14 protein-coding genes are annotated in these 14414 nt (G+C 36.4%); 9 read left to right on the top strand and 5 right to left on the bottom strand.

From position 1 onward, the window contains the following. Nucleotides 1-13 precede the first annotated feature (13 nt). From acs to V4D30_RS00630, 3 genes are read right to left on the bottom strand one after another with little or no spacing between them, the layout of a single operon-like run. Entirely contained in the window at nt 14-2101 is a 2088-nt protein-coding gene (gene acs / locus V4D30_RS00640; RefSeq protein WP_353684323.1) for an acetate--CoA ligase alpha subunit, read from the bottom strand. A gap of 42 nt (nt 2102-2143) precedes the next feature. Further along, entirely contained in the window at nt 2144-3091 is a 948-nt protein-coding gene (locus tag V4D30_RS00635) for a ketopantoate reductase family protein (protein WP_353684322.1), read from the bottom strand. A gap of 12 nt (nt 3092-3103) precedes the next feature. Beyond that, nucleotides 3104-5311: a PBP1A family penicillin-binding protein gene (locus V4D30_RS00630; protein ID WP_353684321.1), complete on the bottom strand. Its 2208-nt coding sequence runs from the start codon at nt 5309-5311 to the stop codon at nt 3104-3106. Nucleotides 5312-5402: 91 nt separating this feature from the next. On the opposite strand from V4D30_RS00630, the gene rd reads away from it, so the two are divergent. The 3 genes from rd to V4D30_RS00615 all read left to right on the top strand — a co-directional run bounded on the left by rd (nt 5403) and on the right by V4D30_RS00615 (nt 6955). Beyond that, nucleotides 5403-5564 (top strand): rubredoxin, encoded by a 162-nt coding sequence (rd, locus tag V4D30_RS00625; RefSeq protein ID WP_353684320.1) that lies wholly within the window; start codon nt 5403-5405, stop codon nt 5562-5564. 14 nt (nt 5565-5578) lie between these two features. After that, entirely contained in the window at nt 5579-6064 is a 486-nt protein-coding gene (locus V4D30_RS00620; protein WP_353684319.1) for a ferritin family protein, read from the top strand. A gap of 93 nt (nt 6065-6157) precedes the next feature. Next, nucleotides 6158-6955 carry a hypothetical protein gene (locus V4D30_RS00615; protein ID WP_353684318.1) on the top strand — a complete coding sequence of 266 codons (798 nt, stop codon included), beginning with the start codon at nt 6158-6160 and terminating at the stop codon, nt 6953-6955. On the opposite strand, the gene V4D30_RS00610 is transcribed toward V4D30_RS00615, so the two are convergent. Together V4D30_RS00610 and V4D30_RS00605 are read right to left on the bottom strand one after the other, a co-directional pair. Next, nucleotides 6927-7685: a DUF72 domain-containing protein gene (locus V4D30_RS00610; protein ID WP_353684317.1), complete on the bottom strand. Its 759-nt coding sequence runs from the start codon at nt 7683-7685 to the stop codon at nt 6927-6929. The genes V4D30_RS00615 and V4D30_RS00610 overlap by 29 nt on opposite strands. Continuing rightward, complete coding sequence (locus tag V4D30_RS00605) at nt 7658-8650, bottom strand: dTDP-glucose 4,6-dehydratase (RefSeq protein WP_353684316.1); 993 nt, start codon at nt 8648-8650, stop codon at nt 7658-7660. The genes V4D30_RS00610 and V4D30_RS00605 overlap by 28 nt, the downstream gene beginning before the upstream one ends. Nucleotides 8651-8763: 113 nt before the next feature. On the opposite strand from V4D30_RS00605, the gene V4D30_RS00600 reads away from it, so the two are divergent. Genes V4D30_RS00600 through V4D30_RS00575 form a run of 6 tightly spaced genes read left to right on the top strand, consistent with a single transcriptional unit; the run spans nt 8764 to nt 14412 of the window. Then, entirely contained in the window at nt 8764-9012 is a 249-nt protein-coding gene (locus V4D30_RS00600) for a zinc ribbon domain-containing protein (RefSeq protein WP_353684315.1), read from the top strand. After that, on the top strand, nt 9013-9771 hold the full coding sequence (locus tag V4D30_RS00595) for a sugar phosphate isomerase/epimerase family protein (RefSeq protein WP_353684314.1): 759 nt from the start codon (nt 9013-9015) through the stop codon (nt 9769-9771). A gap of 51 nt (nt 9772-9822) precedes the next feature. After that, nucleotides 9823-11553 carry a biosynthetic-type acetolactate synthase large subunit gene (ilvB, locus tag V4D30_RS00590; RefSeq protein ID WP_353684313.1) on the top strand — a complete coding sequence of 577 codons (1731 nt, stop codon included), beginning with the start codon at nt 9823-9825 and terminating at the stop codon, nt 11551-11553. A 9-nt stretch (nt 11554-11562) separates the two neighbouring features. Next, on the top strand, nt 11563-12051 hold the full coding sequence (gene ilvN / locus V4D30_RS00585; RefSeq protein WP_353684312.1) for an acetolactate synthase small subunit: 489 nt from the start codon (nt 11563-11565) through the stop codon (nt 12049-12051). A gap of 34 nt (nt 12052-12085) precedes the next feature. After that, nucleotides 12086-13318: a homocitrate synthase gene (locus V4D30_RS00580; RefSeq protein ID WP_353684311.1), complete on the top strand. Its 1233-nt coding sequence runs from the start codon at nt 12086-12088 to the stop codon at nt 13316-13318. Nucleotides 13319-13332: 14 nt separating this feature from the next. Then, a complete protein-coding gene (locus V4D30_RS00575) occupies nt 13333-14412 on the top strand; it encodes an isocitrate/isopropylmalate dehydrogenase family protein (RefSeq protein ID WP_353684310.1) in 1080 nt (359 codons plus the stop codon). Nucleotides 14413-14414: the final 2 nt, after the last annotated feature.

Genomic DNA, 14414 nt, shown 5'->3' with positions numbered 1-14414 from the left:
ACTCCTTCGCTCTTTAAATTATTATTCTTGCATCAAGTCCAATACCACCGTTATTGAATACCATGTATGGATTAATGTCAATTTCTTTAATCATGGGGAAATCCATAACCAGCCTTGAAAGCTTTCTTATGCAGTTTGCTATGTCATTTTTATCATAGGGTTTTTCACCTCTTACCCCATCCAGTATTCTGCTTGCTTTAATTTCATTTATCATGTCAAAGGCTTCCTCTTCTGTAACAGGGACTATTCTGAAAGAAACATCCTTGAGCACCTCAACATAAATTCCTCCAAGTCCGAACATAATCATGTGTCCGAAAGTTCTATCATGGCTTACTCCAAGAATAACTTCTTTACCACCTGAAACCATCTCATAAATCATTACACCCTCTATGTATGCCTCTGGCATAACTCTTTTAACATTTGTTGTTATTTCTACAAAGGCGTTGTAAACAGCTCTATCATTGTTGAGATTTAGTTTTACTCCGCCAACATCTGTTTTATGAAGAATATGGGGTGAGGAAACCTTCATGACCACTGGATAGCCTATTCTTTCTGCAATTGCAACTGCTTCCATAGGAGTTTTTGCAAGAGCTCTCTCAGGGAAAGAAAATCCGTAAAGTGAGAGTATTTGCATTGCCTCTTCTCCACCAATCTCAGAAATTCCCTGAGACTGCATATTTTGAAGAATCTGTCTTGCTTTTTCAATGTTTTCAGATGATATCTGTATTTGAGTTTCATCGGATATCTTTTTCTTTCTAAGTTCTACAAAATCAATGAGTTTTCTATAAGCATTAACAGCTACAGCAGGGTCACTAAAAGAAGGAATTCTTGACTGTTTTAACTTGTTCACTGCATTTCTTACTCTCTGTCCTCCAATAAATGTGGTAAAAACAGGTTTATCTGTGTTGTTTGCTGAAGAAATTACGACATCAGCAATGTTGTCAACATCTGTCATTGCCTGAGGAGTAAGAATTACGCAGATTCCTTCTACAGCTTCATCTTTAATAGCCTGTTCAAGAACAACTTTATATCTTTCTGAGGTTGCATCTCCAATTATGTCAACAGGGTTGTAAAGAGAGGCAGTTGGAGGCAGTTTTTCAGCTATTGCATCTATTGATGCTCTGGTCATTGGATCAAGTTTTATCCTGAGGTTATCTGCAGCATCTGCTGCAATGATGCCAGGTCCTCCAGCATTTGTGATAATTAAAAGCCTTCTACCTCTGGGAGTTTTTCTTGAAATAAACATTTCAGCTGTATCAAATAATTCCTGAATCCCTGAAGCTCTGATGATACCTGTTTTTCTGAAAGCCTCTGTAAAAGCTCTATCAGAACCAGCAAGGGCTCCTGTATGACTGGATGCAGCACGAGCACCTGCTTCTGTGGCACCTGATTTTATCAGTATTACAGGCTTGATTTTTGTGACTTCTTTAGCTACCTGAAGAAATCTTTTGCCATCCACAACATCTTCAATATATCCAAGAATTACATCAGTATCAGGGTCTTTTGCAAAGTATTCAAGAAAATCAGTTTCATTAAGGTCAGCTTTATTGCCAAAGCTCACAAATTTTGAAAAACCAAAATTATTTTCTATTGCCCAGTCTATAATTGCGACTCCTAAGGCTCCTGATTGAGAAAAGAAAGCAACTCTTCCTGATGGGGGTAGCTCAGCTGCAAAAGAAGCATTCATTTTATTTTTAGTGTTCATCACACCAAGGCAATTTGGACCAACCATTCTCATTCCTGAAGTTCTTACAATCTCTACAATTTCTTTTTCTCTTGCTACACCATCACCACCAATTTCTTTAAAACCTGCAGTTATTACAACAACTCCTTTGACTCCTGCACGGGCACAATCTTTTAAAGCTTCTGCTACTGCCTTAGCTGGAATTACTATTATGGCAAGATCAACTCTATTCTGTATGGCTGATACAGAAGGATAACAGGGCAGTGAAAGTATCTCAGTTCTTGAAGGGTTTACAGGATATATTTTGCCAGTATATCCATTAATAAGGTTTTTAAGGACAGCATTCCCTACTTTTTTTTCTTCAGAAGAGGCACCCACAACAGCTATAGAGTCTGGATTAAAAATAAAATCAATCATGTGATAATTTACCATAAAAAGATGTTCAAATAAAAGAAATTTTTATTCAATTTTTACAAAATTTTCTTTTGCCTTTATAAGATTTGTAATCGTTTCATTCACAGGAACTGATATATTGCATTCCTTTGCAATTCTTACAACTGCTCCGTTTAATGCATCTATCTCGGTTTTTTTACCATTTTTTATATCATAATACATTGATGGATAATGCTTTGCTGTAGGAGGAACGAGTTTTTCATAAAAATGATGAAGATATTCTCTGTAGTCTTTCCAGTTAAGTTTTATTTTCTTTATTTTTGCAACATTGAAGATCTCTTCAACAATTTTATCCATTATCTTTCTTGTTTCCTCATGCTCTGCAAGAGTACCGTAACTGCATTCAAGAATTGCGCCCAGAGGATTTAATGCAGAGTTATAAAGAATTTTATCCCACAGTATTGCATAAACATCCTGAGATACCCTTGTAGGAAGCCCTGCCTCATTGAAAAATTTTGCAATTTCAACTAATTTTTCTTCAGGAATCGCATTGTCAGGCTGTCCAATAACTATATCATCGGCAAAAACAGTTACTTCAGCCATTCCTGTTTCAACAATTTTTGCACCAAAGATTATTCTTGAAAGAATTACTCTTTCTTTACCTAAGATAGAGCTCGCTATTTCATAATTTCCATATCCATTTTGAGCAAGTAAAACAAGCGTGTTCTGTCCGATTATTGGTTTAATCTGATTAATTGCTGTTTGAGTATCGTAGGCTTTAACTGAGACAATGATGAGGTCTAAATCTCTATCCTGAATTTGTTCAATATTTGTAAAGATTTCATCTAATTGAGCTTCTTTTTCTCCAAAAAGTCCCTTTATTTTTAATCTTTTATCTTTGAGCTCATTGATATACTTATCTTTTGTTAGTCCAAAAACAGTATGCCCCCTTGATTTAAGGCAGGTAGCAAAAACTGTTCCTAAAGCTCCAAGCCCAAAAATCACTATTTTCATATTAAACTCCTTTTATCTTGGCATAATGTTAATTGTTTGATTATTAGAATCTTTCTGGACTTCAGGATTTTTTGAGCTTTCTCTGGATTCCTGAGTAGATGCAGGCAAAGTAAAATCTCGTATTTCTTTATTAGCCAGAGCTTCTTTCATGAATTGAGCCCATATTGGAGCAGAAACCCTTCCACCTGCTTCTCCAGCTCCAAGACTTTTTCTCATATCATCATAGCCAACCCAGACTCCAGCAACAAGTTGTGGTGTGTATCCAATAAACCATGCATCTTTAAAATCATTACTCGTTCCTGTTTTGCCTGCTACGGGTCTTCCAATGTTCGCTCTTGTTCCTGTTCCATAAGCGACAACATCCCTGAGCATGTCCGTAATGGTGTAAGCAACTTCAGGTGAGATTGCCTCCTCAAGCTGAGGCTCATTCTGAAGTAAAATTTTGCCAGAGGCATCAGTTACATATTTTATTGCTATTGGCTTAATTCTTTTACCTCCATTGGCAAATACAGCAAAGGCTGAAGTTAACTCCAAAGGAGAAACACTAAGGCTACCAAGGGCAAGAGTTAGATCTGCTGGCATTTCTGAGTTAATTCCTGCTCTTCTGGCAAGATTTATTATTGAATCAACTCCGAGCATTTCTGCCAATCTAACTGTAGGAACATTTCTTGAGAAAGCCAGCGCTCTTCTTAGGGTTATCTCCCCCCAGAATTCACCATCATAGTTGGATGGTGCCCATTCTTTTAGCCCTGTTCTGTAACTGATTGGCTCATCAAGAATGGTGCTTTCTGGTGTAAATCCTTTTTCTATTGCAGTGGCATAAACAAATGGTTTAAAACTGCTTCCCGGCTGTCTGCGAGCATAAACTGCTCTATTGAACTCTCCTCTCTGAAAACTGTATCCACCCACCATTGCTCTTATATATCCTGATTGCGGATCCAATGCGACCAGAGCTCCCTCTATTTCTGGTTCCTGCTCAAGGGAAAAGAGAATTTCCCTGCCAATTGATTTGAACCTAACCATTATTACATCGCCTGGATGTAAGACGTCTGTAAGATGAAAGTTTTTTATGATTTTAACTTTCCCCGAATGGTCAACTATTTTGCTTGCCCATAAAGCATCCTGTAAATTCAGTTTGCCTTTCAATCCTCTTGCTTTCACAACTGCCTGATTTGGTGAAACAGAAACAACAATACCTTTTGCAATATCTCCAACTGCTGGGCTAAAGGCAGTTTTTTCTTCCTTTTCTTCATTATTTTTTATAGAAACCTTACTAATTGGACCTCGCCAGCCAATCCTTTTATCCACATCTCTAAGTCCTTCCTGCAGAGCTCTCTGCGCTGCCCGCTGGGCATGGGGGTCAAGGGTTGTATAAACTCTTAAATTCCCCTTGTATATTCTCTCAATATCAAAGTTTTCCTCAAGCTGTTTTCTTACATACTCAAGGAAGTAGTTATAGTTTTCAGTGGAAATTCTCAATGAACTCAGATGAAGAGGCTGTGAAGATGCTCTTTTTCTTTCCTGTGGAGTAATCAACTCTTCCTTTTCCATTCTTTCAAGCACTGTCTCCTGACGCTGTTTTGCTTTAACAAGATCATTGTATGGAGAGTATGTATTTGGTGCTCTTATTAATCCTGCCAGTAAGGCTGCTTCAGGCAGGGTAATCTTTTGTACTGATTTGCCAAAATATATTCTTGAAGCCATTTCCACACCATAGGCTCCGTGTCCAAAATAAACATTATTTAGATAAAGCTCAAGTATTTTTTCTTTGCTTAATTCCTTTTCAATTTTCATTGCAAGATAGGCTTCCTTTATTTTTCTTGAAAGAGTTTTCTCTGGAGTAAGAAACATTATTTTTGCAAGCTGCTGAGTAATTGTGCTTCCACCTTCTTTAAGACTCATATGTAGAATATCAGTGATTAATGCTCTTCCTATTCCAATATAGTCAATTCCTTTATGCTTCCAGAAGCGATTATCCTCTGTAGCAACCACAGCATCTATAAGATGCTTTGGAATAAGACTCAGCGGAATGTATATGCCCTTTTGAATTTTAAACTCGCCAATTAGTGTTCCATCCTCTGCGTAGACTTTTGTGCCCTGAGTTGGTTTTACCTTTTCAAAGTCTTTTATTGAGGGTATATCTCTGAATAAGGCAAATCCTGCACCTGCAAGAAATGCAATGAGCACAACAACTGTAATCAGGATAAGTTTGATTTTCATATCAACTATTATTATAACACCAGATTTGACATATTAAAAAGAGATAACTTAAAGTAATTCTAAAATAATTTTCTTTTAAATGGAGGAAACTATGAAAAAGTACAAATGCAGTGTATGTGGCTATGTTTATGATCCAGCACAGGGAGACCCTGATAACGGTATTCCAGCAGGAACAGCCTTTGAAAATTTGCCTGATACATGGAGTTGTCCTGTTTGCGGTGCAACAAAAGATATGTTTGAACCAGAAGATTAATTATGGAGGATTTTATGAAATCCATTGAAGTTGCTTTAAAAATGGAAACAGATGCTGTAAAGTTTTACACTGAAGCAGCAGAGAAAATTTCCCATCCTGTGGGCAAAAAAATGTTTCTGACTATAGCTGAGGATGAAAAAAATCACATTAAGATGATTGAGGAAGTTCTTAAAGGACTTGAGCTTACAGTTCGAGAATCAAATCCTGTTAAAACAGTTAAAACAATCTTTGAAGAAATGAAAGACCAGATGATGGAAAGAATAAAAGCTCAGACTGATGACCTTGAAGCATTCAGAATAGCGATGCAGATGGAAAAAGAAGGTATAGAATTTTATAAAAAAGTAAAAGAGGAGGTAGCTACTGAAAAGGAAAAGAAGCTTTTTGAAAGACTAATTTACGAGGAACAACAGCATCACAGAATCTTTTCTGAAACCTATAATTTTTTGAGTGATACAGGTAACTGGTTCATGTGGAAAGAATTCTCAATTGTTGAAGGCTGAGCAGACAACAGAAGTAAAAATTTTTTTTGACGGCAACCTTAGAAATCTCAGCGCATAGTTTATCCTGTGAGCAAATTGTGGTATATTATAACTATGTTTAACACTAAAGCCTTCGGTGATTCAAAGTTCAGATTTCAAAGTTTAACTTTAGTATTTTATCTAATTGGTTTTGTAGTTGTATTAGCTGAAACCATCTTCCATATTTATGGTAAGAGTCTTTGCTTGGCAGAGGGATGCCGGATTGTTGAAAGTTTTGTTAAAGGAGGAGACCTTATTCTTCTTATTGCAGGTTTAGTCTTATTTGGAGTCTTAATCTTTCTCTCTTCTTATAAATTTCCTGAGAAGATTAAACCATTAATTGAATATATTCATTCAGGGATTCTCATTGCAGCCTTATCAGTAGAAGGTTATTTACTTGGTTTCCAACTGTTTATAATTAAAGAACTATGCATCTTTTGTCTTACCGTCTTTGGAATTCTTTTTATAAGCATCTGTTTAAGACTATTTAAAAAACGGTTGGAAATGGTTTATGCGTTTGCTGGTTTTGTTTGCCTGATTTTAATAACCTACTTCGTAAATCCTGAGATTAACCTGATACCTTCTTCCAGGTATGTTCTTGTTTACTCCAGAGGATGTCCCCATTGTGAAGAGGTAATACAGTTCTGTAAAACTCATTCAATTTCAGTTCAGACTATTGAGGCAAAAGAAATTTCAGGTATTCTTAGAACTCTGAAAATAGAGCATGTCCCTGTTCTTTTTTGTGATGAAGGCACAACGAAAAAATTTATTGTTGGACAGGCTGAGATTAAAGAATATCTGCTCAGCCAAGCTCCTCAAACAACTACTCAGGAAGGAGTATGCCCTATTTTTGAGAAGGAGAAATGTCAGTGAGAATCTCTTTAAGCCTCAATGCATTTTTCACAGCGTATCCCAGAAAGTCGTTGTCAAAGTAAATATAAGCAGGCTTATTCCATATTTTAAGCTTTTGAGCCCACATTCTTAATTCCTCATCTGTATATTCTGAGGCATAAAGCCTTTGTGATCCATGCAGTCTCACATAAACAAAGTCTGCTGTAATGGCTTCATAGTAAGGAAATCTTCCAGCGGAATCTGCTATACAGAAAGCAATGTTATTCTGTTTTAGAATACTAAAAAAGTCGTCATCAATGAAGGTTTTATTCCTGACTTCAATAGTATATTTATATTTTTTGTCCAGCAAAGAAACGAAATCATCAACTACTTTTGCATCAAATTTTAATCCTGGTGGAAGTTGAATCAGAATAATGCCTAATTTTTCTTTTAAAGTAGCATATTTTTCAATAAAGCTGGTGATTGAATCTTTATTCACTTTAAGTCTTTTAAAATGCGTTATTTGCCTTGAAAGTTTTACCGAGAAAAGGAAATCTTCTGGCGTCAGATTATACCATTTTTGAAATGTTGATGCTCTTACATCTCTGTAAAAAGTAACATTAATTTCCACAGTTGAAAAATGCCTGCAGTAATAAGACAACCATTTTGAATATTGTAATTCTTCAGGATAAAAAACGCCTTTCCAGTGTCCATACTGCCAGCCTGATGTGCCGATATAGTAGTTTAATCTTCCCTGTATAGCCTGCTCCATAAATCTTCATAATAAAAAAGCTTTTTGAAAAGCCATGTTCTGTTGTTTAAATTCCACTCTATTGTAGATTTTAATCCAGATTCAAACTTTGTTGCAGGAGCCCAGCCTGTTCTGTTTTTGATTTTTTCACTACATATGGCAAATCTCTTTTCATGTCCGGGGCGATCTGGAACGAACTTTATCAGGCTTTCAGGTTTTTCAAGAATTTTTAGTATTTGTTTTACGATGTCAATAACTTGAAACCTCTCTCCACTTCCCACATTATATACTTCTCCTGGTTTACCCTTTTCCAGAACTGCAAAAATTGCCCTTATACAATCACAAAGATATAGCCATTCACGAATTATGTCCCCTGTTCCATAAACCGGGATATAATCATTTCGCAAAGCCTTAAGTATGGTCATTGGTATAAGTCTTTCAGGATTTTGCCAGGGACCATAAATACTGCAAAGTCTTAAAGTAATAACAGGAACTTTCAATGCTCTCCAGTAAACCTGTCCAAGCATATCTGCTGATGCTTTGCTCACAGCATAGGGAGAACGAGGATTCAGAGGACAGTCTTCATCCCTTTCTCCCTCTTTAATATCGCCATATTCTTCATAAGAGGTAATGTTTATAAACTTTTCTACCTCAAACTCTTTAACAAGCTCAAGAAGATATATAGTTCCTATGATGTTCGTTTCCATGAAAATACTCGGCTCTATAACTGATCTGTCTATATTTGTTTCAGCTGCAAAATGTAATACTACTTTGGGTTTATGTTTTTCAAATATTTTTCTTAATTCTTCTTTGTTAAGGATGTCTACATTGTAAAAATCTATTCTGTCTTGAATTGGTTTGAGTCTCTCCATATCACCAGCATAAGTCAATTTATCAACAACAGTAACTTTACAGCCTTTTCTTGCAGCTAATCTTACAAAATCACTTCCTATAAAACCGGCTCCACCAGTTACAAGAACTTTCATGTCTGAAGCCTCCTTAAAAAATTTTACTTAATTATACCAAAATATACCAAAAATGGCTAAGAATGTTTTAAAATAAAATTTATCAATATCTTTATAAGGAGGGGTGCAGTCAGATGCCAATTTATGAATATGAATGTATGAAATGCCACAAAGTTCACGAAGTTATTCAGAAATTCAGCGAAGAACCTTTAAAAAATTGTCCTGTCTGCGGAGGAGAGCTTAAAAAACTTATATCCCACTCTTCTTTTATTTTAAAGGGAAGTGGCTGGTATGTGACAGACTATGCAAGAAAAAATAACTCAGGGAATGGTTCTTCCAATTCAGACAAAACTTCCAAAAAATCAGAGGAAAAATCCACTTAGATGGAAAACATACATATCCATGTACCATATAACAAAATTTATGATTACATTGATATCATTCAAAAAGAAAAACTTAACCTTGAAATATATTTTGACTCTCAATCCCTTGACCGTATTACTACAAAGGATATAGAAAAACTTAAAAAAACTCTATCCTATGAGCCTTGTTTATCTTTCCATGCACCATTTATGGATTTATCTCCCGGTGCAGTTGATTCAAAGGTAAGAGAGATTACAGTTGAAAGATTTAATCAGGTTTTTGACATTGCTGAAATCCTAAGCCCAAAATCAATAGTTTTTCACTCAGGCTATGAAAAATGGAAGTATGCCTTTAAAGTAAAAGTGTGGCTGGAGGCAAGTCTTAAAACATGGGAAAAAATTTTACCAAGAGGGGAAAATTTAAAGATTAAAATTGCCATAGAAAACATTTTTGAAGAAGACCCAGAAAATCTGCAAATGCTTATGGAAAAAATTCGCTCCCCTTATTTTGGAATATGTTTTGATACAGGGCATTTTAATCTCTTTTCAAAAAAAAGCATTGAAGAATGGCTTTATTCGTTGAATGATTATATAATTGAGCTTCACCTCCATGACAACAACAAACAGTTTGATGAACATCTCTGTATTGGAAGTGGTTGCTTTGATTTTGAAAAATTTTTTAGATTATTTAAAAATGAAAATTGTTTACATACAATTGAAGCTCATACTCCTGAAGATGTGTTTAAAAGCATAAAAATGCTTGAAAAATTGATTAAATAGAGACAGTTATGGTATTTTATTTTTCAAAACTTATAAAATAAGGGTATAGCCATGGCAAAAATGAAAGGTGCAGAAATTTTAATTGAATGTTTGAAAAGGGAGGGAGTAAAACACATTTTTGGTTACCCCGGAGGAGTAATTCTTGACATCTTTGACCTTCTTTACGATGATCCAGATATAAAGCTAATTCTTACAAGACATGAACAGGGAGCTACCCACGCTGCTGATGGATATGCAAGGGTCAGTGGAAAACCAGGCGTTGTTCTGGTTACAAGTGGTCCAGGAGCAACTAATACTGTAACAGGAATAGCGACTGCGTACATGGATTCTGTTCCACTTGTTATCTTTACAGGTCAGGTTCCCACATTTCTTATTGGAAATGATGCCTTTCAGGAAGCAGATATTGTAGGAATTACAAGACCTTGCACCAAATACAATATCCTCGTAAAGGATGTAAAAGATTTAGCAAAACAGGTAAGAGAAGCTTTCTATATTGCCACTACAGGTAGACCAGGTCCTGTGCTTGTTGATCTTCCTAAGGATGTTACTCAGGGTAAGACAGAGTTTGTCTGGCCAGAAAAAGTTCATATAAGAAGTTACAATCCGACCTATGAGGGTAATATTTACATGATAAAAAAAGCAGCACAGGAAATAGCCAGGGCAAAAAAACCTGTCATCATTGCCGGTGGTGGATGTATTATTTCCAATGCACATGAATATCTTAAAGAACTTGCAGAAATTACTCAGATTCCAGTTGCCAATACTCTTATGGGGCTTGGCAGTTTCCCTCGCACCCATGAACTTTCACTTGGAATGCTTGGAATGCATGGAACATATTATGCTAATATGGCAGTTCAGAATTCCGATTTAATCATCGCAATTGGAATGAGATTTGACGACAGAGTAACAGGGAAAGCAGATGCGTTTGCTCCTCAGGCAAAGATTATCCACATAGATATTGATCCTACATCAATTCGTAAGAATGTGAGAGTTGATATCCCAATAGTTGGAGATGTAAGCAGGGTTCTTCAGGTGCTCAATAAAATCATAAAAGAAGAAATTAAGCCTCAGTGGGAGGAGATCAGAAAGGCTTGGCTTAAACAGATAAATCAATGGAAAAAGGAAAGACCGCTTACATATGAATTTGATCCAGAAGTTATAAAGCCCCAGTATGTTATTGAAAAAATATATGAAATTACAAAAGGGGATGCAATTATTACAACAGAAGTTGGACAGAATCAGATGTGGGCAGCTCAGTTTTACAAATTTGACAAACCTCGCAGGCTTGTAACCTCAGGTGGACTTGGAACAATGGGATATGGATTTCCGGCAGCAATTGGTGCGCAGCTTGCCTTTCCTGATATGACAGTTATTGACATAGCAGGTGATGGAAGTATCCAGATGAATATTCAAGAACTTGCAACAGCAGTGGTTTATGATTTACCTGTAAAGGTGGCAATAATTAATAACAGTTATCTTGGAATGGTCAGACAATGGCAAGAACTCTTTTACAATGAAAGATATTCACATACCTATTTAAGCACAGCACCTGATTTTGTAAAAGTCGCAGAATCTTATGGAGCTGTTGGATTGAGAGCAACCAAACCAAGTGAGGTTGAACCTGTAATAAAAGAAGCTTTATCAATAAGAAAGCCTGTATTTATGGATTTTGTTGTTGACTGGAAAGAAAAAGTTTATCCTATGGTGCCGCCAGGAGCTCCAATTGATCAGATGATTTTTGAAGAGAAGAAAAAAGAGCGAAAACTGAAAGCGGTTAAATAGGAGGAAACAGTGAGACACACAATCTCTGTTTTAGTAGAAAACAAATTCGGAGTTTTAGCAAGAATTGCAGGACTGTTCAGCGGCAGGGGTTACAACATAGAAAGTCTTTCAGTGGGAGAAACAATTGATCCAAATATATCAATTATGACAATTGTAACAACAGGCGATGATAGAGTTATTGAACAGATTACAAAGCAACTTAACCGACTTGTTGATGTTATCAAAGTTGTTGATTTAACCGAGATAGACCATGTGGAAAGAGAAATGGTTTTAATTAAAGTTGCACCAAGAAAGGAAAACAGACTTGAGTTATTGAAAACAGTTGAAATATTTCGTGGAAGAGTTGTTGACTCAGGTCCTACAACCTATACAATAGAAGTCACAGGAGATGAAAAAAAGATTCAAGCTTTTATAGAACTTATGAAACCCTTAGGAATAAAAGAGTTTGTGAGAACCGGTAAAGTAGCCATTCCAAGAGAAATATCTCAAAGAAAATAACAACAAATTTATAAAAGGAGGAAAAATGGCAAATATGGGAAAAGTTTATCTTATTGATGTAACAAATAGAGATGGGGTTCAGACTTCAAGAATACTTCTACCAAAACTTTCAAAGACAATGCTCAATTTATATCTTGATGAGATGGGCGTTTATCAGAGTGAAATTGGATTTCCTACCCTGAAACATGAAGTTAATTACATTAATGCGAATCTTGAACTTGCTGAGATGGGCGTCTTTAAAAGAATTCATCTTGAAGGATGGGCAAGAGCCATTCCTGAAGATGTTGAGCTTGCATTTAAAAACTGTCCTAAAATTAAACACTTGAATCTCTCCGTCTCAACATCTGAAATTATGATTCAGGGTAAGTTTCAGGGCAGAAAAACATGGGATGACATTGTAAAAGGAATGTATAATGCTGTAAAACTTGCCAAGGAATTAGGAGCAGAAACAGTAGGCTTCAATGCAGAAGATGCATCCAGAACAGAACTCAGCAGACTCATTGAATTCATTCTTGCAGGAAAAGAGGCAGGTGGAGATAGATTCCGTTACTGTGATACACTTGGATGTGAAGACCCGATTACAATTTATGAAAGAATTCATACACTTGCGCTGGCTACAAAATTTCCCATTGAAATGCATTGTCACAATGACCTTGGCATGGCAGAGGCAGTATCTGTTGCAGGAGCTCAGGGTACAATAGAGGCAGGAGTTGACAGTTACATAAATACAACGGTTAATGGATATGGTGAAAGAGCTGGAAATGCTGATCTGGTATCCACAATCTTAGCCCTTAAGTTTTCTCATGGACTGAAGGAAAAATGTCCACTTGATGAACATGTAAATCTTAAAATGGCATGGAAAATTGCCAAATACGCCTCATACGCTTTCAATATCCCCATCCCTATAAATCAGCCAGGTGTTGGTGCAAATGCTTTTGCCCATGAATCAGGAATCCATGCTGATGGAGTTTTAAAAGACAGAGCTAATTATGAACTGTACTCTCCAGAAGATGTTGGTCGTGGAGAACCAGAACTTCTTGAAACAGGAAGAATTATAACAACTGGAGAGTATGGTGGAATAAAAGGATTCAGATATGTATACAGCAAACTTGGAATAGAATTTCACGATGACAATGAAGCAAGAAAAATACTTGAACTTGTTCAGTATGCAAATTTACATACCCAGAAACCTCTTACTGATGATGAACTTAGATTTATAGCACAGTATCCTGACATTGTCAGGCAGATTCTAACAGTAACACCTTAGGAGGAAATATAAAAATGTACAATATCACGCTTATTCCAGGAGATGGAATTGGACCTGAAATCTCTGAGGCAATGAAAAAAGTTGTTGAAGCAACAGGAGTAAAGATCAACTGGGAAATTCAGAATGCAGGAGAAGACGTTTATTTAAAAGAGGGGAATCCTCTTCCTGAAAGGGTGATAGATTCAATCAAAAAAAATAAAATTGCCATAAAAGGACCAATAACAACACCTGTTGGAACAGGTTTCAGAAGCGTAAATGTCACTCTCAGACAGGCTCTTGACCTTTATGCATGTGTAAGACCCTGCAAGAGCTTTAAAGGTGCAAGAACAAAATATGAAAATATTGATCTTGTTATAGTAAGAGAAAACACAGAAGACCTTTATGCTGGAGTGGAGTTTAAAAAAGGTGAGCCTGAAACACTGGATTTGATAAAATTTATTGAAGAAAAAACGACCAAAAAAATCAGGCAGGACTCTGGAATAAGTATTAAACCAATCTCAGTTTTCGGAACAGAAAGAATTGTCCGTTTTGCCTTTGAGTATGCAAGAAAAAATGGTAGAAAGAAGGTTACCGCTGTTCATAAAGCAAATATCATGAAGTACAGTGATGGGCTTTTTCTTGAAGTGGCAAGAGATGTGGCAGCCCGATATCCAGACATAGAGTTTGAGGACAAGATTGTTGACAACATGTGTATGCAGCTTGTTCAGAAGCCTGAGCTTTATGATGTTCTTGTACTACCAAATCTCTACGGTGACATAATAAGCGATCTTGCAGCAGGGCTTATTGGTGGACTTGGACTGGCACCGGGAGCAAACATTGGTGATGAATATGCGGTATTTGAGCCAACCCATGGAAGCGCACCAAAATACAAGGGATTGAACAAAGTAAATCCCTTTGCAATAATATTGAGTGCAGTTATGATGCTGAGACATTTAGGTGAATTTGATGCTGCAAATAAAATAGAAAAAGCTGTAGCTGAAATTATAGAAGAGGGAAAGTTTGTAACCTATGATATGAAAACACCAGATGATCCAAATCCACCTGTGGGAACACAGGAGGTAGCAGAGGCGCTTGTTAAGAAAATTAAATCCTGATT

Origin of the sequence: Thermodesulfovibrio sp. 3907-1M, from assembly GCF_040450955.1 — a bacterium.
Taxonomy (GTDB): domain Bacteria; phylum Nitrospirota; class Thermodesulfovibrionia; order Thermodesulfovibrionales; family Thermodesulfovibrionaceae; genus Thermodesulfovibrio; species Thermodesulfovibrio autotrophicus.
This window is presented reverse-complemented; position numbering and strand designations above follow the sequence as displayed.

Bases quoted from the DNA above. Each gene is read 5' to 3' on its own strand.
- V4D30_RS00620 (WP_353684319.1), top strand. From the start codon at position 5,579: ATGAAATCCATTGAAGTTGCTTTAAAAATGGAAACAGATGCTGTAAAG.
- V4D30_RS00610 (WP_353684317.1), bottom strand. From the start codon at position 7,685: ATGGAGCAGGCTATACAGGGAAGATTAAACTACTATATCGGCACATCA.
- V4D30_RS00605 (WP_353684316.1), bottom strand. From the start codon at position 8,650: ATGAAAGTTCTTGTAACTGGTGGAGCCGGTTTTATAGGAAGTGATTTT.
- V4D30_RS00630 (WP_353684321.1), bottom strand. From the start codon at position 5,311: ATGAAAATCAAACTTATCCTGATTACAGTTGTTGTGCTCATTGCATTT.
- acs (WP_353684323.1), bottom strand. From the start codon at position 2,101: ATGATTGATTTTATTTTTAATCCAGACTCTATAGCTGTTGTGGGTGCC.
- ilvB (WP_353684313.1), top strand. From the start codon at position 9,823: ATGGCAAAAATGAAAGGTGCAGAAATTTTAATTGAATGTTTGAAAAGG.
- V4D30_RS00615 (WP_353684318.1), top strand. From the start codon at position 6,158: ATGTTTAACACTAAAGCCTTCGGTGATTCAAAGTTCAGATTTCAAAGT.
- rd (WP_353684320.1), top strand. From the start codon at position 5,403: ATGAAAAAGTACAAATGCAGTGTATGTGGCTATGTTTATGATCCAGCA.
- V4D30_RS00580 (WP_353684311.1), top strand. From the start codon at position 12,086: ATGGGAAAAGTTTATCTTATTGATGTAACAAATAGAGATGGGGTTCAG.
- V4D30_RS00595 (WP_353684314.1), top strand. From the start codon at position 9,013: ATGGAAAACATACATATCCATGTACCATATAACAAAATTTATGATTAC.
- V4D30_RS00575 (WP_353684310.1), top strand. From the start codon at position 13,333: ATGTACAATATCACGCTTATTCCAGGAGATGGAATTGGACCTGAAATC.
- V4D30_RS00635 (WP_353684322.1), bottom strand. From the start codon at position 3,091: ATGAAAATAGTGATTTTTGGGCTTGGAGCTTTAGGAACAGTTTTTGCT.
- V4D30_RS00600 (WP_353684315.1), top strand. From the start codon at position 8,764: ATGCCAATTTATGAATATGAATGTATGAAATGCCACAAAGTTCACGAA.